The sequence below is a fragment of the Ruegeria sp. AG6 genome, assembly GCF_056541565.1.
The window spans coordinates 847,050-866,843 of the sequence record NZ_JBQFYQ010000001.1; the positions used below are offsets into that span (position 1 = coordinate 847,050).

Below are 19,794 nucleotides of genomic sequence, written 5' to 3' on the forward strand. Positions count from 1 at the left end.
ACCTGCAAAGAAAACGGGGAAACATGTGGGATTGGAATACCGGCCTGAGACTTCCACAGGCAAAAAAAACGCCCGCACGAAGCGGGCGTTAAGTTATTGAGGCAGGTTTCATACAGGCAAGAAACCTATCGAGCAGTGCAACCTTTATAAGCAATTCTGCGCCTTGGTCCAAGCTAAAAGTTTGATAATAAGAAAAATCATCACTACGGTGAATACCAACAAAATAAGGCCAGAGCAGGATTGTTTCCAAAATGAGCCCGGATTTTCTCCGTCCGTTTCGATCACTTGTGGCAGGAATCGCCACCATTTTCGTGATCTCTGTCGCCCATGCAGAATCGTCTCATGGCATAGCTATGTATGGGGACCCGGCCCTACCACCGGATTTTGTGTCCCTCCCATACGCCAACCCGGATGCGCCCAAAGGGGGCAAAGCCGTGTTCGGAAACACGGGCGGCTTTAACAGCCTGAACCCGTTTTTGCAAAAAGGCACCTCGCCATGGCAGTTGTCTTTCTGGACCCATGAAAGCCTGATGGGGCGGTCATGGGACGAACCTTTCACACTTTATGGGCTGTTAGCCGAATCAGTTGAGACCGATCCAGCCCGGTCCTGGGTCGAATTCAGCCTGCGGGAGGAGGCGCGGTTTTCCGACGGTAGTCCGGTCACGATCGATGATGTTATCTGGTCTTACGAAACGTTGGGCACGCAGGGGCATCTGCGCTATCGCGGTCTATGGGGCAAGATCGAAAGTATCGAACAAACCGGCCCGCGTTCGGTGCGTATCACGTTCAATGAACCCGACCGAGAGCTTGCGCTGCTGGCCGGGATGCGCCCGATCCTGAAAAAAGCGCAATGGGAGGGCAAGAATTTCGCGGATGCACAACTGCATGATGTGCCGATTGGAACCGGCCCCTACGTGATTGAAAGCTACGAAGCGGGACGCTTTGTGAATCTGCGACGCAATCCGGACTATTGGGGAAACGACATCCCGTTTCGCCGCGGCACCATGAACCTTGATGAGCTGCGGATCGAATTCTACGGCGACGGCAGCGTCTTGTTCGAAGCGTTCAAAGCCGGAGAGCTTTCAGCCGTGCGTGAATTCAACGCCGACAAATGGGACACGCAATACAACTTTCCCGCCGTGCAGCGCGGCGATGTCATCAAGACCGAAATTCCGCATGGAAAACCTTCGGGAATGACCGGGTTCGTGATGAACACAAGAAAGGCTCCGTTCGACGACTGGCGCGTGCGCGAAGCGCTGATGTTTGCGTTCAACTTCGAATTCATCAACGACACGGTAACCGGTGGTGCGCAACCAAGGATCGCGTCTTATTTCTCGGGGTCCGACCTTGCCATGCAGCCCGGTCCGGCCCAGGGGCGGGTAAAAGATCTGTTGCTTCCTTATGCTGACATCCTGTTGCCCGGCACGCTGGAAGGGTATGAACTGCCGAAAGGCGACGGATCGGCCCGGAACCGGGCAAACCTCCGCAAGGCCGCGGGACTATTGGCCGAGGCAGGCTGGACCGTTCAGGAAGGCGTGCTGCGCAATGCAAATGGTGATGCCTTTCAGATGACTTTCCTGCTGCAACAGGGTGACAGCGAGATGGCAACCGTGGTCGAGATCTATTCCCGCGCGCTGGAACGTCTCGGCATCGGGGTCACGACGGAACAGGTCGACAATGCCCAATATGTCGGGCGCACGTCTGAGCTGGACTTTGACGTCACGACGTTCCGCCGGGCGCTTTCCCTGTCTCCTGGCAATGAACAGCGTCTTTATTGGGGCAGCGAAACTGCTGATGCCCCCGGCACTCGTAACCTGATGGGCGTATCTTCGCCCGCAGTTGATGCCATGATCGATGCCATGCTGGCCTCAAAAACCCGCGATGACTTTACCGCGGCCACCCGCGCGCTGGACCGGGTACTGACCGCAGGCCGCTATGTCATCCCGATCTGGAGCTTTGACATCGGGCGCATCGCGCATGTCAAAGAGCTGAAGCACCCGGAAACTCTGCCCATCTATGGCGACGGTCCGCAATACATGCCCGAAATCTGGTGGTACGACGCCCAGTAAAAGGCGCAAACCCAAGACCAGCCGTTGTACATGTGAATCCGGCTGGTCTTTCCAACTGAAGTTTCCGAAAGACGGAAGCTTAAAGTGCCAGCAATTTCATACAAACAGCGCTCGGGAAATTTCCACCAATCGGCAAATTTCAGCACATTATCATCCCACACAAGATATCGTTTGGCCGCATTTGAAGCATCGCAATCAGCGTCCAGCATCGTCACATGCAAGCGATCCGGAAAGAAACACCCACAGACAATTTTACTTTTCTGGAAAATATGCATATAAATTGGGCATTTAGGCTTAATGTCGAGCTGGCGATGACCCCGCCTCTCTGCCTGCCGGGACAATATGGCGCTGCGGATTACAGAACAACCGGGCCCGCCACCACTCACACCAAATGTAGGCCCGTCGGCCCGTTGCGGAAACTTCGCAGCGGGCACAAATCCCCCTGAAAAAAGAGCGGTCCAGCGCTGCGACATTTTGTCATGTCTTACGTGGCGGCACCCTGTCCGTACTCTGGTGTGGGGGAGAGCAGTCCTAATCGTTGCTAAGGGAAGCTCATTGATGATGAACTGGACCGATCTTACAAACGACTGGAATGCGGCATGCGAACGCGCAAAGCGGCGTTTTCCGAACCTGCGTGACAAGGACATGATGCGCGTGTTGAAGGATCGAAAAGGGTTTGAAGCCTATTTGGCCGAACGTCACCAACTTACGATGAATGAGGCGCATGAAGAGGTCGAAGATTTCCTGTTCACCGAAGGGCTGAACCGCGAATTCAGCAGAACCGCTTTAGGCAAGTGATGTAACCCAAAGGATCGTCGCGTCTTCGTCACTGACGGAAATCACGTTGTGGCCCATGCTGCCGTCGTAATACGCGCTGTCCCCTCTGCGCATCTCAACCGGCTCGTAAAACTCGGTGTAAAGCTTGACGACACCGGTCAGCACATACATGAATTCTTCGCCGTCATGGCGCACCCAGCCGTCAAATTCATCCATTGATCTTGCGCGGACCCGCGCACGATAGGGCAGCATCTGTTTCTTGGTCAGGGTTTCGGCCAGCAGCTCATGCTCATAGGTGGTGGTGGCATGAGCCGTGCCGTCGCCCACACGGGTGATCGCCATGCGTCCGATCACCTGATCGCGCTGGGGCGGCGTAAACAGTTGCGGAACAGAAATCTCTAGCCCGGTCGCAAGCTTCTTGAGCGCGTCGTAAGTCGGCGACATCTGCCCGTTTTCAATCTTGCTGAGGGTCGAGCGTGCCAATCCGGCCTGACTGGCGGCCTGTTCCAATGTCCATTCCCGCGCTTTGCGCAGCTCTCGCACACGGGCGCCAAGGTCCAGGGGTTCGACTTCGGTATGGTCGCCAGAATCGCGGGCAATTCGGATCAGAGATTTGGGATCTTGAGTGCTCATGACCCTTCTATAGGCCCGGCCAGCCATGCTTGCAACGCGGCAGGCGGCGCGATAGCCAGAGGCCATGTTGTCAATCTTCGATCAGGGGTCGCCCGCACCCTGCCCCACGCCATTCAATCTGGCGGCCCATGTTCTGGGTCGCGCCGATCACGCGCCGGATAAAGTGGCTTTGTCGATATTGCGCCCGAACGGCGCGCAAGACTGGACCTATCGCGATCTGAAAGCGGCTGTGCTGGGCACAGGCATGGGGTTGCTGCGGGCCGGGTTGAAACCCGGTGATATCGCGCTGATGCGGCTGGGAAACACGGTGGATTTCCCGATTGCCTATCTGGGGGCAATTGCCGTGGGCATCGTACCGGTGCCGACATCGTCACAACTGACGGAACCCGAAACCGCCAGGATGATCGACGAGCTTTCTCCGGCGGTGATTCTGCGTGATCCGGGCGTCGCCTGCGCCTCGCATTCCAAGCAGATCGGGCTGGACGCGTTGAAAGCCATGCGAAACCTGCCCCCGGCAGAATTTGACATGGGCGATCCGGAACGTATGGCCTATGTCGTCTATACCTCTGGAACCTCGGGCAAGCCTCGTGCCGTGGCCCATGCCCACCGAGCAATCTGGGCGCGGCAGATGATGGTCGATGGCTGGTATGGTCTGCGCGAGACCGACCGGCTGTGTCACGCCGGAGCATTCAACTGGACCTATACGCTGGGCACCGGTCTGATGGATCCATGGACCATGGGCGCAACTGCCCTTATCCCCGCGCCCGGCACCAAAATCACGGCCCTGCCTGCCCTGCTGCGCCAGCATGGCGCAACGATCTTTGCAGCGGCCCCCGGGGTCTTTCGCAAGATGGTGCAAGGGTGCGATCGGGTGGAGCTGCCTGACCTGCGCCACGGCTTGTGCGCGGGTGAGAAACTGTCGCGCGCGCTGCACGAACAATGGCGAAAGGCCACCGGCACCGAATTGTTCGAAGCCTATGGCATGTCCGAATGCTCTACCTTCATTTCCTCCAGCCCGGATCACCCCGCGCGCAGCGACGCATTAGGACAACCGCAACCCGGGCGTCGTGTGGCGATCCTTGGTCCGGACGGTCCGGTGCCAAAGGGCCAAGAAGGCACCATCGCCATTCACCGCTCTGACCCCGGTTTGATGCTGACCTATCTCAACGCACCCGATGAGGTTGAAACGCGGATGCAGGGAGAGTGGTTTCTGACCGGCGACCAGGGCGTCATGGCCGTGGATGGTCAGATCAGCTATCTGGGCCGCGACGACGATATGATGAACGCGGGTGGCTATCGCGTGTCCCCGGTCGAGGTCGAAGCCGCCCTGTCCCGCTTTCCGGGCATCACTCAGGTCGGCGCCGCCGCGGTCGAGGTCAAACCGGACACATTTGTGATAGCGGCCTTCTATACGGGCCCGGAAAAGCTGGACGATGCGGCCTTGCGCACCTATGTCGAAGCCAACCTGGCGCGTTACAAACAACCACGCGCCTTCATCCATCTGCCCGCCCTGCCGACCGGCGGAAACGGCAAACTCCTGCGCCGGGCGCTGCCGGCCTATTTCGAGGCACCAACAAAATGACCCAGACCGTCAAGCTCGACATCCTGTCCGATCCGATCTGCCCGTGGTGCTATATCGGCAAGACTCAACTGGACAAGGCACTGGCCAACGTACCCGACCACCCCTTTGTCATTGAATGGCATCCGTTCCAGTTGAATCCTGACATGACGGATGCGGGAATGGATCGGCGCGAGTATCTCGAGCGCAAGTTCGGCGGCAAGGACGGCGCGGTTCGCGCCTATGCGCCGGTGGTGGAACACGCTGAAAAGGCCGGTCTGAACATCAACTTCGAGGCCATGAAACGTACCCCCAACACGCTGGATGCGCATCGCCTGATCCATTGGGCTGGCATCGAAGGCAAGCAGAATGCCGTCGTCGATGCGCTGTTTGACGCCTATTTCGTGCAGGGTCGCGACATCGGCGACCACGAAGTCTTGGCCGATATCGCGGACAGCGCCGGAATGGACGCCGCCTTGGTCATGAAGCTGCTGAAATCAGACGCCGACCGCGAGGATATCCGCAATCGCGATGCTCATTCCCGCAAAATGGGTGTGAGCTCGGTCCCGACCTTCATTGTCGCCAATCAACATGCGGTTCCCGGCGCCCAACCTCCTGAAATGTGGGAGAAAGTGATCGCTGAAATCATGTCTCAACTTGAGGCTTCCCCTGCAGAATAGCACAGAGGTCTGTGCAAATTTCCAGTCTGGCCTATGCCGACCCGCCGTGATAGCGCGAACGGGTTAGGAGGTCTTCATGGCCAATCGCATGTCGAAGGCGGAATTCATTGCACTGATTGCAATGATGTTCGCCACCATAGCCTTTTCGATCGATTCGATGCTGCCTGCGTTGCCCGAGATCGGCGCGCAGCTCAGCCCCGATGACGTTAACCGTGCCCAACTGATCCTGACGTCATTTGTGTTGGGCATGGGGATCGGCACGTTTTTCACCGGCCCGCTTTCGGATGCGCTGGGACGCAAGCCGGTCATTTACGGCGGCGCGGCTTTGTACATTGCGGCGTCTGCTGTCGCATGGGCCAGTTCTTCACTGGAACTGGTCTTGATTGCACGTGTGGTTCAAGGCCTGGGCGCCGCAGGTCCGCGCGTGGTGGCCATGGCGATCATCCGCGACTTGTATTCAGGCCGCGAAATGGCGCGGATCATCTCAATCGCGATGATGATTTTCACGTTGATACCCGCGGCGGCACCGATGCTGGGCGCCGGAGTAATCGCTTTGTTCGGATGGCGCGGGATCTTTGTGTCTTTCATTCTGTTTGCGTTGATCATCATTTTCTGGATGGGCGTTCGGTTGCCGGAATCTCTGGCCCGGGAAAACCGTCGCCCCTTTCGCATTCCGTTGATGTTCTCGGCCACGAAGGAAATGTTCTCGCATCCGACCGTGCGCCTTTCGATCATGGTTCAGACCCTGTGCATGGGGGTGCTGTTCACCATGCTGACAATGGTTCAGCCCGTTTATGACGTTATCCATGACCGCGCCGAAAGCTTTCCGTTCTGGTTCGGGTTCGTGGCGCTGATGTCCGGGTCGGCCAGTTTGCTGAACGCGGCACTAGTGGTGCGTGTGGGCATGCGCCGGATGGTGACATGGGCGCTGGGGGGGCAAATCCTGATTACCACCTTTGTCATGACCCTGAACGCCGCGCATCTTTCGCCAGACGCCTCGTTCGCATTGTTCGTGTTCTGGCAAACCATGGTGTTTTTCATGGCCGGCGTGACGCTGGGCAACCTGAACGCCATCGCGATGGAGCCGATGGGGCATATTGCCGGAATGGCAGCCTCGGTCATCGGATCGATTTCGACGGTGCTGGCCGCTGCCATCGCCGCCCCGATCGGGCTGTTGTTCGACGGTTCGATCACGCCTTTGACCTTTGGTATCCTGAGCATGTGCATTCTGGCCTTCGGGCTTATGCTGCATATGGGCCGCGTTGAAGAACGTCTGCCAGCCTGATCTGTGCGACTCGTCAGAAACACGCTACCCTCGACGTGAACCAAGCGGAGGGCTTCTGATGCGTGAATATTATGATCTGGGCAGCTATTCCTGTCCGGTAACGACCTCCGTTCCCGAGGCTCAGCTGTGGTTCGACCGCGGCCTGAACTGGACCTATGGGTACAATCACGAAGAAGCCGTGGTTTGTTTCCAGCGCGCAGCTGAACACGACCCCCAATGCGCCATGGCATATTGGGGCGTCGCCTACGCGGCGGGGCCGAATTACAACCTGCCATGGGACTTGCAGGACGAGCGGGGACGCCGCAAGGCGCTGGCGCTGGCTTATGATGCCATGCAAAACGCCCTTCGATTGGCAGACGGCTGTACGCCCGTCGAGCAAGCTCTGATCCGAGCCCTCCCTGCGCGCTATCCGCAACGAGATCCGGCAGAGGACATGCACCGGTGGGATCACGATTTTGCCGAAGCGATGCGCGCAGCCTTCGCCGCGCACCGCGATCATGCGGACCTGCGCGCGATCTACGTCGAGGCGCTTTTGAACCTGACACCCTGGAAAATGTGGGACCTGAAAACCGGCCAACCAGCAGAAGGCGCTGCAACGCTTGAAGCGCAAGAGGCGTTGGAATGGGCCATGGCCAACGATCCGGCCGCCATGTCACATCCCGGCCTGCTGCATCTTTATGTTCACCTGATGGAGATGTCGCCCACGCCGGAAAAAGCTCTGAAAGCCGGTGATGTCCTGCGCACATTGGTGCCCGATGCGGGGCACCTGGTGCATATGCCGACACATATTGACGTGCTGTGCGGCCATTATCACAATGTGGTGCAGTGGAACGAAAAAGCCTCGAATGCGGATCTGAAGTATTACGAACGCGAAGGCGCGTTCAATATCTACACCGGCTACCGTCAACACAATTATCACTTCGCCATCTATGGCGCGCTGTTTCTAGGTCAGATTGAACCTGCCCTACGCGCCAATCAGGGATTGTGGGATACAACGCCAGAGGAGATGCTGCGCATCGAAAGTCCCCCAATGGCGGATTACTTCGAAAGCTACATGTCCATGGGGCCGCACATCCTGATCCGCTTTGGCCGCTGGGAAGAGGCCAAGACGCTGGAGCTGCCCTCTGATCCGGATCTTTATCGCACCCTGACTGCAACGACCCACTACGCCCGCGCCATCGCACATGCCGCAACCGGTGACGTCGTCCATGCCGAAGCGGAAGAGAACCTGTTTCTGGCAGCTAGGGAATGCGTTCCGGAAACACGCAGGTTGCACAACAATCGTGTGATCGACCTGCTGGAAATCGCGGGAGAGATGCTGCGCGGTGAGATCGAGTACCGAAAAGGCAATTTCGAAATCGCCTTTGCCCATCTGCGCCGCTCGGTCGAACTGGACGACACCCTGCCCTATGACGAACCCTGGGGCTGGATGCAGCCCACCCGCCACGCGCTTGGCGCATTGCTGTTCGAACAAGGTCATGCGGCAGAAGCAGAAGCCGTCTATCGCGAAGATCTTGGCCTTGGCGGCTCGCTCAGCCGCGCTTCGATCCATCCCGACAACGTCTGGAGCCTGAAGGGACTGTACGATTGTCTCAAAGCCCGCGGGGAAGATGTTGAAATGCGACAAGTCAAACAACGCCTGGATCTGGCTCTGGCCCGTGCTGATCGGGCGGTTGCAGCGTCTTGCTTCTGCGCGCAGGCTGCAATGCGAGTATAGGCGGGATCGCGCTGCCGCGCGATGCCTCCGGCGGGGATATTTTCAGCCAGATGAAGCTGGGATCCGGGACTTCATCTGGCCGCAAATATCCCGGGGGAGATGCGCGGAACGCGCAGCGGGGGCAGAGCCCCATCTTGCCCATCAGCCAGCCTTGGTCTTCTTCTTTTCCGCGACCACTTTTTCAGCAAGGTCGCGGGCAATCGCAAAGGCCCCTTTGATCTTGTCGCTGTCTTTCTTCCAATCCCGGCGCACGACGATCTTGTTATCCTTGACCTTGGCCATGCCGCGCTGGTTCTGAATGAATTCGACCAATCCCTGAGGGGATGCGAACTTGTCATTGTGGAACTGGATCGTCGCGCCTTTCGGGCCTCCGTCCAGCTTGGCGATGCCCGCCCGTTTGCACATGGCCTTGATGCGCACGACCAGCATCAGAGTATTCACCTCTTTCGGCAATTTGCCGAAACGGTCGATCAACTCTGCGGCAAAGCCTTCCAATTCGACCTTGGTCGACAGCGACGACAGGCGGCGGTAGAGGCCGAGACGAACATCCAGATCGGGCACGTAATCATCGGGTATCAGAACCGGCACGCCCAGATTGATCTGTGGGGCCCATTGGTCGTCGGCATCTGACAGCCCCTCCATCTCGCCGGCCTTGATCTTGGCAATCGCTTCTTCCAGCATGGATTGATAAAGCTCATAGCCCACATCGCGCATCTGGCCAGACTGTTCTTCGCCCAGCAGATTGCCAGCGCCCCGAATGTCGAGGTCCTGACTGGCCAAAGTAAACCCGGCGCCCAGCGTGTCCAGCGAGCCCAGAACCCGCAGGCGTTTCTCGGCAGTGGCGGTCAGTTTCTGTCGTGGCTTGGTGGTCAGATAGGCATAGGCACGGGTTTTGGACCGGCCCACCCGGCCCCGGATCTGATAAAGCTGCGCAAGACCGAACATATCGGCGCGGTGCACGACCATCGTGTTCGCCGTTGGAATGTCCAAACCACTTTCCACAATAGTTGTGGCCAACAGCACATCATACTTTCCGTCATAAAACGCGTTCATTCGGTCATCGAGTTCACCCGCCGCCATCTGGCCGTGTGCAACCACATAGGTCAGTTCGGGCAGCTGGCTTTTCAGGAACTCCTCGATCTCGGGCAGGTCCGAGATGCGCGGAACCACGTAGAAACTCTGCCCGCCGCGATAGTGTTCGCGCAGCAGCGCCTCTCGGATCGTGACCGCGTCGAATTCGCTGACATAGGTTCTGATCGCCAGACGGTCGATGGGCGGTGTGCCGATGATCGACAGATCGCGCACCCCTGTCAGTGACAATTGCAAGGTTCGCGGAATCGGGGTTGCGGTCAGGGTAAGAACATGGATGTCACTGCGTAGTTGCTTCAGCCGTTCCTTGTGTCCAACACCGAAATGCTGTTCTTCGTCGATGACCAGCAGACCCAGATTGTGAAACCGTATGTTCTTGGCCAACAGCGCATGGGTCCCGATCACGATATCGACCGTGCCCTTGGCCAGCCCGTCACGTGTCTGCTGCGCCTCTTTGGCCGAGACGAAACGCGACAATTGCCGCACTTCCAGAGGGAAGCCGCGAAACCGTTCCCTGAAGCTTGCGGCATGCTGTCGGGCAAGCAGTGTTGTCGGTGCCACCACCGCAACCTGCACGCCGGACATGGCGGCGACAAAGGCGGCGCGCATCGCCACCTCGGTCTTGCCAAAGCCGACGTCACCGCAGATCAGCCTGTCCATCGGCGCGCCCGAGTGCATATCCTCCATCACCTCGGCGATGGCGCGCAACTGATCATCGGTTTCCTGATAGGGGAAACGCGCGCTGAATTCCTCCCACGCGTGCGGCGGTGGATCCATCACGGGGGCTTTACGCAGCGCACGTTCCGCCGCGATGCGGATCAGCTTGTCCGCCATCTCGCGAATGCGCTCTTTCAGCTTGGCTTTCTTGGCCTGCCAGGCGCCACCGCCGAGTCGATCCAAAAGCCCTTCGTCATGGCCGTATTTCGACAGCAGTTCGATGTTTTCGACCGGTAGGTACAGCTTTGCCTGCTCGGCATATTCCAGCAGCAGGCATTCATGGGCGGCACCGGCGGCCGTGACGACCTCCATCCCCATATAACGACCAATGCCGTGATCCACATGCACCACCAGATCGCCGGGGCTGAGCGACTGGGTCTCGGTCAGGAAATTCTCGGCCTTGCGGCGCTTCTTGGGTTGCCGGATCAAGCGGTCGCCCAGTACGTCCTGTTCAGCGATCACCGTTAGATCAGGAGTTTCGAACCCGTGCTCCAACGCCCAGACGGCAAGGTGCAAGCCGCGCTTTCCGATGCGCGTTCCATTGGCAATGGGAATCGCCTCTGCCAGACCTTCATCCTCGATCAGGCCGGTCAGACGTTCGCGCGCACCTTCTGAATAGGACGCGATCAGCACCGGACCTTTGTCAAGCTTGGCGCTGATGTGGCTGGCCAAAGCACCGAACAGGCTGATGCTTTCCTGCTGACGTTCCGGAGCAAAATTGCGCCCGATCCGCCCGCCCGCATCGATGACACCGGGACCCGAGGCCTGCGGCAAGGGGCTGAACTGCATGACACGCCGATCCGCGACAGCCGCCTCCCACGCGGCATCATCCAGATACAGCAACCCCGGAGGTGTGGGTTTATAGACCGTATCCATGCGGGATCGGTTTTCCAGCGCCAGACGCCGGGTTTCGTATTGATCGGCAATCGTCTCCCATCGGGCCAATCTGGCCGGTGTAACCTGATCATCGACGGTGATCGTGGCATCCGGCAGATAATCAAACAGTATTTCAAGCTTCTCGTGGAAGAAGGGCAGCCAATGTTCGATACCCTGATGCTTGCGACCGGCGCTTACCGCTTCGTATAGCGGATCATCCGTGCCCGCGGCGCCGAATTCGATGCGATAGTTCTGGCGGAACCGCGTGATGGCCGCATCATCCAGAATGACCTCGGACACCGGCGCAAGTTCAACCATGTCCAGTTTTTCGGTCGTGCGCTGAGACACGGGATCAAAACGGCGCGCGCCGTCCAGTACGTCTCCGAACAGGTCCAGACGGACGGGGCCCGATTCACCCGGCGGGAAGATGTCGATGATACCGCCGCGAATTGCATAATCACCCGGCTCCATCACGGTGGGGCTTTGCGTGAAGCCCATGCGCACCAGGAAGTTACGCAGCGCGGCCTCATCAATGCGCTGATCGACACGGGCGGTAAACGCCGCCTCGCGCAGCACGTCTCGCGCCGGGACGCGTTGGGTTGCCGCATTCAATGTCGTCAACAACACGAATTTCTGCGGCATCTGGTGAACCAGAGCCGCCAGCGTGGCAACGCGGGCCGCTGAAATGTCGGCGTTGGGTGACACCCGGTCATAGGGCAGACAATCCCAGCCCGGAAACACGAAGACCGGCATGTCGGGGGCAAAGAAGGCCAGTGCCGCGCGCATCGCCTCCATCCGCTTGTCGTCACGTGCGACATGGGCCACCGGCCCGTTGCTGCGGGCGATTTCGTTCAGCACAAGCTGCGCGTCAAACCCTTCGGGGGCGCCGCCAACTGTCACGTGGTTCGGAGCCTTCATCGCCTCGCCTTTCAGATTTTGCTATCCCAGAACGCCAATCGAGATGTTCTGATACATGCCCCAGAACGAAGTGACCAGTATCGAGATCATGCCTATGATCTGGGTATAGAGCCGGCAGCGCGCAATGGTTTTCGAAACAGACTCGAGCGTCAGTTCCTGCCGCCGCAATCGTCGCGCGTGCACGATGTTCACCACCAGAACAAGCGTCAGTGGAAACAGAAGAAGGAACACGGCCTGCGCGAACTCGACACCGTAATAGAATCCAAGCGTGGCCAGCCCGGTGAACAGAAAACACCCGAATGCCAACAGGATGGTGCCTGACATGTCGACGATCAACAGGATCCGGTTGGTGTGTATGCGAACGATGTCCAGAAGGTCGATCTCGACCTGCCCGCCAATGCGTCGGGCACGTACCACCAGATCGTAGGGAATGCCCATTACCCAGTGACTCGCCGAAGACCAGACAACCGCCAGCACGATCCAGAACCAGAGATTCGAAAAGCTGCGCATGTCGATGACTTCAAAGATCGAAGAGTACCAGTCCAAACCCAACCCTTTATTCAAACCACTCAGGGAGGTTCGGCCACGCTGCCGCGTCCATTGATACCCTTGAGACCTTTGTGAATTCATGCCACCCAATGCACGAATGTTCAAGGAGAACGCGCCATGAAACCGACCGTTGCCCCCTATCCCATGACCCGCTTTCGGCGTGCCCGTCAATCCCGGGCAATCCGCGGACTTGTGCGCGAGAATGTCTTGACCACGGACGACCTGATCTGGCCCGTTTTCGTCCGCGACGGCGAAGGGGTTGAAGAACCCGTTCCCTCGATGCCGGGCGTGGTTCGCCGGTCGGTGGATCTGATTGCAAAAGCGGCCGTCGAAGCGCAAGCGCTTGGAATCCCGGCGATATGCATCTTTCCCTACACGGATTCCGCGCTCAAGACCGAAGACTGCGCCGAAGCCTGGAACCCCGACAACCTGTCGAACCGGGCCATCCGGGCGATCAAGGCGGCAGCCCCCGACATCGCGGTGATGACGGACGTGGCGCTGGACCCGTACAATATCAATGGTCATGACGGTTATGTCGTCGACGGCGAGATCGTGAATGATCAGACCATCGAAGCGTTGGTCAAGATGACCCTTGCCCAGGCCGATGCCGGTGCCGACATCATCGGACCGTCGGATATGATGGACGGCCGGATCGGGGAAATGCGCCGCGCATTGGAAGGCGCCGGGCATCACAACGTGATGATCCTCAGCTATGCCGCGAAATACGCCAGCGCTTTTTACGGCCCCTTCCGCGACGCCGTCGGCGCCTCGGGCGCGCTGACCGGCGACAAGAAAACCTATCAGATGGACCCGGCCAACTCGAACGAAGCCCTGCGCCTGATCGAACGCGATCTGACCGAAGGCGCGGACATGGTGATGATCAAACCCGGAATGCCCTATCTGGATATCTGCCGTCGTGTGAAAGACTGCTTTGGTGCGCCCACCTATGCCTATCAGGTATCGGGGGAATACGCGATGATCCAGGCGGCCGCCCAGAATGGCTGGATCGACGGAGAAAAGGCGATGCTGGAAAGCCTGCTGGCCTTCAAGCGCGCCGGGTGCGACGGTATTCTGACCTATTTCTCGCCTCAGGTTGCCCGGATCCTGCAGGGCTAAAACCCCGAAGAGTCGCAACTTTTCGCCGACAAGCCCCCTTGAGCGGGCAGCTTTCCCGTGACACAACGCCCTAATCGGCGTATCCTTGCCGGCAAGATCGGGATCACCCGACACATCAGGCACAGTTACAGAGAAAAAAACCATGAGCAGTTCCAACTCCCCCCGACTGAACCGTCGCGGCTTTGCCTTGGGCATGGCAGGCCTGACCCTGACCGCTGCCTGTGGCAACGGCGTCGGCAATTCAAATTCGGCCAACATCGACGCCCGCGTCGATGCCACGCTGACCGAAATGTACAGCCGGTACCCCAACACCGTGGAAATCGCGAATAAAGCCAACGGCATGTTGGTTATGCCCCTGATCACCGACGCCGGATTGATCTTCTTTGGCGGTGCCTATGGCCAAGGCGCGCTGCGCATCAACGGCGCCACGGTCGATTACTATTCTGCAATTTCTGGAACCGCTGGTCTGCAAATCGGTGCGCAGCAATATGCGCATATCCTGTTCTTCATGACCGAAGATGCGCTGAACGATTTCCGCCGTTCCAGCGGATGGACAGCCGGTGCCGATATTGGATATGTGGTTGACGCAACCGGGAATTCCTTGTCCACGGACACGACAACACTGCGTTCGCCGGTGCTGGCGGTGGTCTTTGGCCAGGCCGGTCTTAAATTCGGCGCGACCGTCGAAGGTACGAAATACACCCGCATCATTCCCTAACCCGGATTACCACTTCCCCCTCAAACGGCCCCGTCGCAGCGTAAAACTGCGGCGGGGCATTCGTTTTAACCCTTTCCACGCAGGTTCTTGCCGCGTTCCTCTTTCGGTCAGACCCACCATCCTCTAGTCTTTGTCCAACCTTCATCTGAATAAGAATCTGGGGCAGTAATGGGTCTTGTTTTCCGCTGGCTGGTGCGCATCGCGTCGGGTCTGATCATCCTGATCCTCGCCGCCATGGGCCTTGTCTATTTTCTGGCCAGCCAATCCCTGCCGGACTATGACCAAACGCTTGAGGTCGACGGTCTGACCGCCCCGGTCGAGATCGTACGCGACACCGCCAACGTGCCGCATATTCTGGGTCAGACCGATCCCGATGTGTTCTTTGGATTGGGATATGCCCATGCTCAGGACCGACTGTGGCAGATGACCGTCATGCGCCGTACCGCGCAAGGCCGACTGTCCGAGGTGTTTGGCCCGCGCACGCTTCACATCGACAAGCTGCTGCGCAGGTTGGACCTTTACGGGCTGGCCCACCGCTCGGTCGAGGTGCAGGACGAATATACCAAGGCCGCCTTGCGTGCCTATTCCGCCGGGGTCAATGCCCGCCTGACCGAGATCAACGAAGAGGCGCTGGGTCGCGGCGCACCCGAGATGTTCCTGTTCAACGTGCCGGTCTCGCCCTGGCAACCGGGTGACAGTATCGCGATGATCAAGCTGATGGCGCTGCAACTGTCAGGCCACCTGACCGATGAAGTTCTGCGTGCGCGCACGTCCCTGATGCTGAACAACCCCGAACGTCTGGCCGATATCCTGCCCGACGTTCCCGGACCCGGGATCGCGGCGTTGCCGGAATATGCCACCCTGTTCCCAAATCTTCCGCGGTATGCGGCGGGAACGGACATTCCCGACACACCTCTTTCGCCCCTTCCCAAACGTGGTCTGGCCGGAGCTTCAAACGCCTGGACCGCCGCGCCGTCACGTTCTGCAAGTGGCGGAACCCTGTTGGCCAACGACCCTCATTTGGGTTTCACTGCGCCCGGGATTTGGTACCTGGCGCATCTCGGCCTGGAAAAAGGCGGTGTCATCGGGGCCTCGATCCCCGGTGTGCCCGCCATCATGACCGGACGCAGCGACCGGCTGGGATGGGGGCTTACATCCTCGTATCTTGACAATCAGGACGTACATATCGAGCAGCTGAATCCTGACAACCCCGAGGAATACCTGACCCCGACCGGCTTCAAGGAATTCCAGACCCGCCCTTCGATCATCGAGATCAAGGGGGAAGCTCCGGTTACGCTGACCCTGCGCTGGACAGACAATGGGCCAGTGCTGCCGGGCACGGATTACAAGCTGGAAACGATCACGCCGCCGGGCCATGTGGCGTCGCTGTCCTGGACGGCGCTCAGCCCGCGGGACACGTCGATGTCGGCGTCCATGGCGCTGATGAACGCCGACAACGTGGAGCAGGCCATCGCGGTCGGTGAGCAGTTCATCGCGCCTTCTCAGAACCTGTCGCTGGTCGACAAGACGACCATCGGGATGAAGCTGATCGGCGCCATGCCTCGGCGTGATCCGCTAAACCAAAGCCGGGGGCGCATCCCCTCGCCCGGCTGGATCGAGGCCAATCGCTGGCAAGGCCGCCTGCCCTATGCCAGCAACCCGGAATTCGTGGCCCCCGTCGGCGGTGTTCTGGGCAACACGAACAACAAGATCATAGACCGCCCCTTCCCGGATCACGTCTCGTATGAATGGGGCGATACGCAGCGCGTGCATCGCTGGGAACGCCTGATGCAATCGCGCGAGGTGCATACCCGCGACAGCTTTATCGAGGCGCAGCTGGACACGGTCAGCTTTACCGCACGGTCTCTGCTGCCGCTGATCGGTGCCGATCTGTGGTTCACCGGGGCTTCGGCCCCCGAAGGAACGCCGGAGCGCCAGCGCCAGATCGCGCTGTCGCTGCTGGCGGACTGGAACGGTGAGATGAACGAACACCTGCCCGAGCCGTTGATCTATGCGGCCTGGCTGCGTGCGCTGCAAATCCGGCTGATCTCGGACGAGCTTGGGCCTTTGGCCAGTGAATACAAACATGTCGAACCGCTGTTCATCGAACGGGTCTACCGCAACATTGACGGCGCGGGTGTCTGGTGCGACGTGATCCAAAGCGCACCGGTCGAGACATGCACCGAGATGGCACGGCTTGCGCTGGACGACGCGCTGATCTGGATCTCTGAACGATATGGCAGCGCACTTGAATCCCTGCGTTGGGGCGACGCGCATCAGGCAACGCATGATCACCCCGTGCTGGGCTCTGTCCCGATATTGCGTTTTTTTGTGAACATTCGCCAATCGACCAGCGGCGGCGACAACACATTGCTGCGTGGCCGAACATCGGGCGAAGGGCCTGATCCGTTCCAGAATGTGCACGGCGCCGGGTATCGCGGGGTTTATGACTTTGCCGACCCCAACAGCTCGGTCTTCATTACGGCGACCGGGCAATCGGGTCATTTCCTGTCACGTTACTATGACGATCAGGCGCAGCTGTGGCGGCGTGGAGAATACATACCCATGTCACTGGATCTTGATCTGGCCCGCGCTGCGGCTGTCGGGGTTACCAATCTGATCCCGCGATAATCCGCCTATTCGGCAAGTCCCCGCCCTGTTCGCGGGGGCATCGTGGCACCGACAGCTTTATTCGCCTAACATAACGGCACCGATCATGTGGGACCAAAAGGGGGCGAGTATGGCCAGCATTCGGGATACTCTGAATAACCTCGCGCGAGACTACGCAATAGCGTGGAGCTCGGGTGACCCCGACGCGGTTGCCGGCTTCTTCGCGTCAAACGGGCAGGTCACCATCAACCGGGGCGACCCGATCGAGGGGCGCGTGGCGATCGCCGACATGGCCCGGAGTTTTTACGCGGATTTTCCGGATCTCGAGCTGCGTTGCGACATGATGCGATGGGCCGGATCTCATGCCATATTCGTCTGGACCCGCGAAGGGCACCATTCCGTAACCGGCAATCACGTCATAGCGCGCGGCTGGGAAGAGTGGGAACTGACGTCAGATTACCTTGTACAATCATCATCGGGCTGGTTCGACGCGGACGACCATCAACGGCAGATTGACGGGGCCTGACTCAACGTCCGCAGGATGCGCGTTCTATCCTGTAGTCCCGCGGTATCCCCTGAGTGACCCGCGACCAGTCAGACGCCCGTGTCCGGGCCTGATGTGCATCGAAAGCCTGCTGATCTGCAAATACTTCTGACACGTTGAACCGACCCGGACAGGTCTGATCCTCGATCACGTCAAAGGATATGCAGCCCTGTTCCGCACGGGTCAGTTTCACATGGTCCGGCAACGCCGCGCGCACCTCTTCCAGCCGGTCCACAGGCACATCGATATGGCCGGTCAGGAACACTCTTTGGTCCGGCTTGTCGGACATATCCGGCCCCATCGCTAATTCTTCAGCGCCTCGAACTGAGCCGCCTGTTTATCGGTCCACAATACCGTGATGCGGAAACCGTCATCGGTCTGTTCTTCTGTGCGCACCACATCCTGCCGGAACAACCAGGCCCGCTTGTCCCCGTCCGAGAAAGACAGATCCAACACCGCCTCACGCCGTGCACCTTGCAGATGCATCGCGATCTCGGACAGCAAAGGTACGATGCCTTCCCCGGTTACAGCCGAAATCGCAAATATCTCAGGATCTCGGTCCGCCCGCGCTAATGTCGCCTCGCGTTCATCAGCGCTCAGCAGATCTATCTTGTTCCAGACCTCAAGCCGGGGCCTCTCTTCGTCGACGCCCAGCGAGGTCAGGATCGCCTCGACATCCTGCGCCTGCGCTTCTGTTTCCTCGTGGCTGATATCACGCACATGGACGATCAGGTCGGCACCCAGGACTTCTTCCAGCGTGGCCCGGAAAGCCGCCACAAGCTCGGTCGGGAGGTTCGAGATAAAACCCACCGTGTCCGACAGGATCACTTCGGGGCCGTCGGGCAACTGTACGCGGCGCATGGTCGGATCCAGTGTGGCGAACAGCATGTCCTTGGCCATCACTTCGGCCCCGGTCAGGTGATTGAACAGCGTCGATTTCCCTGCGTTCGTATACCCGACGAGTGCGACGATTGGATAAGGCACCTTGGCCCGGGCGGCCCGGTGCAGTGTCCGGGTCTTGACCACCTTCTGCAACTGCCGCCGCAAGCGCACCAGTTGCTCGTCAATGGCGCGGCGGTCGGCTTCGATCTGGGTTTCGCCGGGTCCGCCGACAAATCCCAAACCACCGCGCTGACGTTCAAGGTGAGTCCACGCCCGTACCAGCCGCGTCCGCTGATAGCTGAGCGCGGCCATCTCGACCTGCAACACCCCTTCCCGCGTGCGGGCGCGATCGCTGAAAATCTCAAGGATCAACCCGGTCCGATCGAGGATCTTGACCTTCCAAGCCTTTTCCAGATTGCGCTGCTGCACCGGGGTCACCGGCCCGTCGATCAGAACCAGCTCAACCTCGTTGTCGCGAAAACGCGCACCAAGTTCTTCAATCTTGCCGCTGCCGAACAAATACCCGGCCTGCGCGCGTTGAAGTCGCACGACTTCTGACCCGATCACGTCCAGATCGGGCAATGCGGCAGCCAGTGCCACCGCCTCTTCCAGCGCCGGTTCGGGGACACGGCGCTGTTCGTCTGATTTGATTTCGGGATGCAGCACCCAGGCCCGGGTGCGCGCCCGCTCATGTTCCATCAAGAGGCGTCTTCGCCCTCATACAGGTTGATCGGCTGTGACGGCATGATGGTCGAAATCGCGTGTTTGTAGACCAGCTGCGACTGTCCGTCGCGGCGCAACAATACGCAGAAATTGTCGAACCAGGTGATGACACCCTGCAATTTCACACCGTTGATCAGGAAAATCGTGACCGGAACCTTAGCTTTCCGTACATTGTTCAGGAAGGCATCCTGAAGATTCTGTCTGTCCGAAGCCATATTTTTATAATCTCGCCATTGTTCTTGCTACGCGCTGCGGACCAACGCGCTCCCTCCGGCAGAGTATGGAGTGCTACGCACAGATATTCCAGATGAAAAATCAGGCGTTAGCCGCCGC

General features: G+C 59.1%; 17 protein-coding genes. 10 read left to right on the top strand and 7 right to left on the bottom strand.

The window, feature by feature from the left end; all coding sequences use genetic code 11:
* Positions 1–251: 251 nt before the first annotated feature.
* Positions 252–2,069: an extracellular solute-binding protein gene (locus ACR0I0_RS04200; protein WP_480490299.1), complete on the top strand. Its 1,818-nt coding sequence runs from the start codon at positions 252–254 to the stop codon at positions 2,067–2,069.
* On the opposite strand, the gene ACR0I0_RS04205 is transcribed toward ACR0I0_RS04200, so the two are convergent.
* Positions 2,015–2,542: a hypothetical protein gene (locus tag ACR0I0_RS04205; protein ID WP_480490301.1), complete on the bottom strand. Its 528-nt coding sequence runs from the start codon at positions 2,540–2,542 to the stop codon at positions 2,015–2,017. The two genes, ACR0I0_RS04200 and ACR0I0_RS04205, sit on opposite strands and share 55 nt — an antisense overlap.
* A gap of 85 nt (positions 2,543–2,627) precedes the next feature.
* Here ACR0I0_RS04205 and ACR0I0_RS04210 point away from each other — a divergent pair, with 85 nt between their 5' ends.
* Positions 2,628–2,867: a hypothetical protein gene (locus ACR0I0_RS04210; protein WP_170344111.1), complete on the top strand. Its 240-nt coding sequence runs from the start codon at positions 2,628–2,630 to the stop codon at positions 2,865–2,867.
* Here ACR0I0_RS04210 and ACR0I0_RS04215 read toward each other — a convergent pair.
* Positions 2,856–3,479, bottom strand: coding sequence for a helix-turn-helix domain-containing protein (locus ACR0I0_RS04215; RefSeq protein WP_171167898.1), 624 nt, complete (start codon positions 3,477–3,479; stop codon positions 2,856–2,858). The two genes, ACR0I0_RS04210 and ACR0I0_RS04215, sit on opposite strands and share 12 nt — an antisense overlap.
* 64 nt (positions 3,480–3,543) lie before the next feature.
* Here ACR0I0_RS04215 and ACR0I0_RS04220 point away from each other — a divergent pair, with 64 nt between their 5' ends.
* From ACR0I0_RS04220 to ACR0I0_RS04235, 4 genes are all read left to right on the top strand, one after another.
* Positions 3,544–5,061, top strand: a complete 1,518-nt coding sequence (locus ACR0I0_RS04220; protein WP_480490303.1) for a class I adenylate-forming enzyme family protein — start codon at positions 3,544–3,546, stop codon at positions 5,059–5,061.
* Positions 5,058–5,717 carry a DsbA family oxidoreductase gene (locus tag ACR0I0_RS04225; protein ID WP_480490305.1) on the top strand — a complete coding sequence of 220 codons (660 nt, stop codon included), beginning with the start codon at positions 5,058–5,060 and terminating at the stop codon, positions 5,715–5,717. The genes ACR0I0_RS04220 and ACR0I0_RS04225 overlap by 4 nt, the downstream gene beginning before the upstream one ends.
* Positions 5,718–5,793: 76 nt before the next feature.
* Complete coding sequence (locus ACR0I0_RS04230) at positions 5,794–7,002, top strand: multidrug effflux MFS transporter (RefSeq protein ID WP_210092429.1); 1,209 nt, start codon at positions 5,794–5,796, stop codon at positions 7,000–7,002.
* A gap of 58 nt (positions 7,003–7,060) precedes the next feature.
* Positions 7,061–8,719, top strand: a complete 1,659-nt coding sequence (locus tag ACR0I0_RS04235; RefSeq protein WP_480490307.1) for a tetratricopeptide repeat protein — start codon at positions 7,061–7,063, stop codon at positions 8,717–8,719.
* 141 nt (positions 8,720–8,860) lie between these two features.
* On the opposite strand, the gene mfd is transcribed toward ACR0I0_RS04235, so the two are convergent.
* Both mfd and ACR0I0_RS04245 read right to left on the bottom strand, forming a co-directional pair.
* A complete protein-coding gene (gene mfd, locus ACR0I0_RS04240) occupies positions 8,861–12,319 on the bottom strand; it encodes a transcription-repair coupling factor (protein WP_480490308.1) in 3,459 nt (1,152 codons plus the stop codon).
* A gap of 21 nt (positions 12,320–12,340) precedes the next feature.
* Positions 12,341–12,865 (bottom strand): component of SufBCD complex, encoded by a 525-nt coding sequence (locus tag ACR0I0_RS04245; RefSeq protein WP_152458141.1) that lies wholly within the window; start codon positions 12,863–12,865, stop codon positions 12,341–12,343.
* 120 nt (positions 12,866–12,985) lie between these two features.
* On the opposite strand from ACR0I0_RS04245, the gene hemB reads away from it, so the two are divergent.
* The 4 genes from hemB to ACR0I0_RS04265 all read left to right on the top strand — a co-directional run bounded on the left by hemB (position 12,986) and on the right by ACR0I0_RS04265 (position 17,838).
* Positions 12,986–13,984 carry a porphobilinogen synthase gene (gene hemB / locus ACR0I0_RS04250; protein WP_171723173.1) on the top strand — a complete coding sequence of 333 codons (999 nt, stop codon included), beginning with the start codon at positions 12,986–12,988 and terminating at the stop codon, positions 13,982–13,984.
* A 142-nt stretch (positions 13,985–14,126) separates the two neighbouring features.
* Positions 14,127–14,702 carry a lipid-binding SYLF domain-containing protein gene (locus ACR0I0_RS04255; protein ID WP_209832950.1) on the top strand — a complete coding sequence of 192 codons (576 nt, stop codon included), beginning with the start codon at positions 14,127–14,129 and terminating at the stop codon, positions 14,700–14,702.
* Between the two features lie 168 nt (positions 14,703–14,870).
* Entirely contained in the window at positions 14,871–17,333 is a 2,463-nt protein-coding gene (locus tag ACR0I0_RS04260; RefSeq protein WP_480490309.1) for a penicillin acylase family protein, read from the top strand.
* A 109-nt stretch (positions 17,334–17,442) separates the two neighbouring features.
* Entirely contained in the window at positions 17,443–17,838 is a 396-nt protein-coding gene (locus ACR0I0_RS04265) for a nuclear transport factor 2 family protein (RefSeq protein WP_171632108.1), read from the top strand.
* A gap of 1 nt (position 17,839) precedes the next feature.
* Here the strand turns inward: ACR0I0_RS04265 and ACR0I0_RS04270 are convergent, their stop codons facing one another.
* The 3 genes from ACR0I0_RS04270 to hfq are packed head-to-tail and all read right to left on the bottom strand — an operon-like array spanning position 17,840 to position 19,676.
* A complete protein-coding gene (locus ACR0I0_RS04270; RefSeq protein WP_480487724.1) occupies positions 17,840–18,145 on the bottom strand; it encodes a putative quinol monooxygenase in 306 nt (101 codons plus the stop codon).
* Positions 18,146–18,159: 14 nt separating this feature from the next.
* A complete protein-coding gene (gene hflX, locus ACR0I0_RS04275; RefSeq protein WP_480490311.1) occupies positions 18,160–19,437 on the bottom strand; it encodes a GTPase HflX in 1,278 nt (425 codons plus the stop codon).
* On the bottom strand, positions 19,437–19,676 hold the full coding sequence (gene hfq / locus ACR0I0_RS04280) for an RNA chaperone Hfq (RefSeq protein ID WP_005982826.1): 240 nt from the start codon (positions 19,674–19,676) through the stop codon (positions 19,437–19,439). Before hfq ends, hflX begins: the two co-directional genes overlap by 1 nt.
* Between the last annotated feature and the right edge of the window lie 118 nt (positions 19,677–19,794).

Bases quoted from the DNA above. Each gene is read 5' to 3' on its own strand.
- ACR0I0_RS04200 (WP_480490299.1), top strand. From the start codon at position 252: ATGAGCCCGGATTTTCTCCGTCCGTTTCGATCACTTGTGGCAGGAATC.
- ACR0I0_RS04205 (WP_480490301.1), bottom strand. From the start codon at position 2,542: ATGTCGCAGCGCTGGACCGCTCTTTTTTCAGGGGGATTTGTGCCCGCT.
- ACR0I0_RS04210 (WP_170344111.1), top strand. From the start codon at position 2,628: ATGATGAACTGGACCGATCTTACAAACGACTGGAATGCGGCATGCGAA.
- ACR0I0_RS04215 (WP_171167898.1), bottom strand. From the start codon at position 3,479: ATGAGCACTCAAGATCCCAAATCTCTGATCCGAATTGCCCGCGATTCT.
- ACR0I0_RS04220 (WP_480490303.1), top strand. From the start codon at position 3,544: ATGTTGTCAATCTTCGATCAGGGGTCGCCCGCACCCTGCCCCACGCCA.
- ACR0I0_RS04225 (WP_480490305.1), top strand. From the start codon at position 5,058: ATGACCCAGACCGTCAAGCTCGACATCCTGTCCGATCCGATCTGCCCG.
- ACR0I0_RS04230 (WP_210092429.1), top strand. From the start codon at position 5,794: ATGGCCAATCGCATGTCGAAGGCGGAATTCATTGCACTGATTGCAATG.
- ACR0I0_RS04235 (WP_480490307.1), top strand. From the start codon at position 7,061: ATGCGTGAATATTATGATCTGGGCAGCTATTCCTGTCCGGTAACGACC.
- mfd (WP_480490308.1), bottom strand. From the start codon at position 12,319: ATGAAGGCTCCGAACCACGTGACAGTTGGCGGCGCCCCCGAAGGGTTT.
- hemB (WP_171723173.1), top strand. From the start codon at position 12,986: ATGAAACCGACCGTTGCCCCCTATCCCATGACCCGCTTTCGGCGTGCC.
- ACR0I0_RS04255 (WP_209832950.1), top strand. From the start codon at position 14,127: ATGAGCAGTTCCAACTCCCCCCGACTGAACCGTCGCGGCTTTGCCTTG.
- ACR0I0_RS04260 (WP_480490309.1), top strand. From the start codon at position 14,871: ATGGGTCTTGTTTTCCGCTGGCTGGTGCGCATCGCGTCGGGTCTGATC.
- ACR0I0_RS04265 (WP_171632108.1), top strand. From the start codon at position 17,443: ATGGCCAGCATTCGGGATACTCTGAATAACCTCGCGCGAGACTACGCA.
- ACR0I0_RS04270 (WP_480487724.1), bottom strand. From the start codon at position 18,145: ATGTCCGACAAGCCGGACCAAAGAGTGTTCCTGACCGGCCATATCGAT.
- hflX (WP_480490311.1), bottom strand. From the start codon at position 19,437: ATGGAACATGAGCGGGCGCGCACCCGGGCCTGGGTGCTGCATCCCGAA.
- hfq (WP_005982826.1), bottom strand. From the start codon at position 19,676: ATGGCTTCGGACAGACAGAATCTTCAGGATGCCTTCCTGAACAATGTA.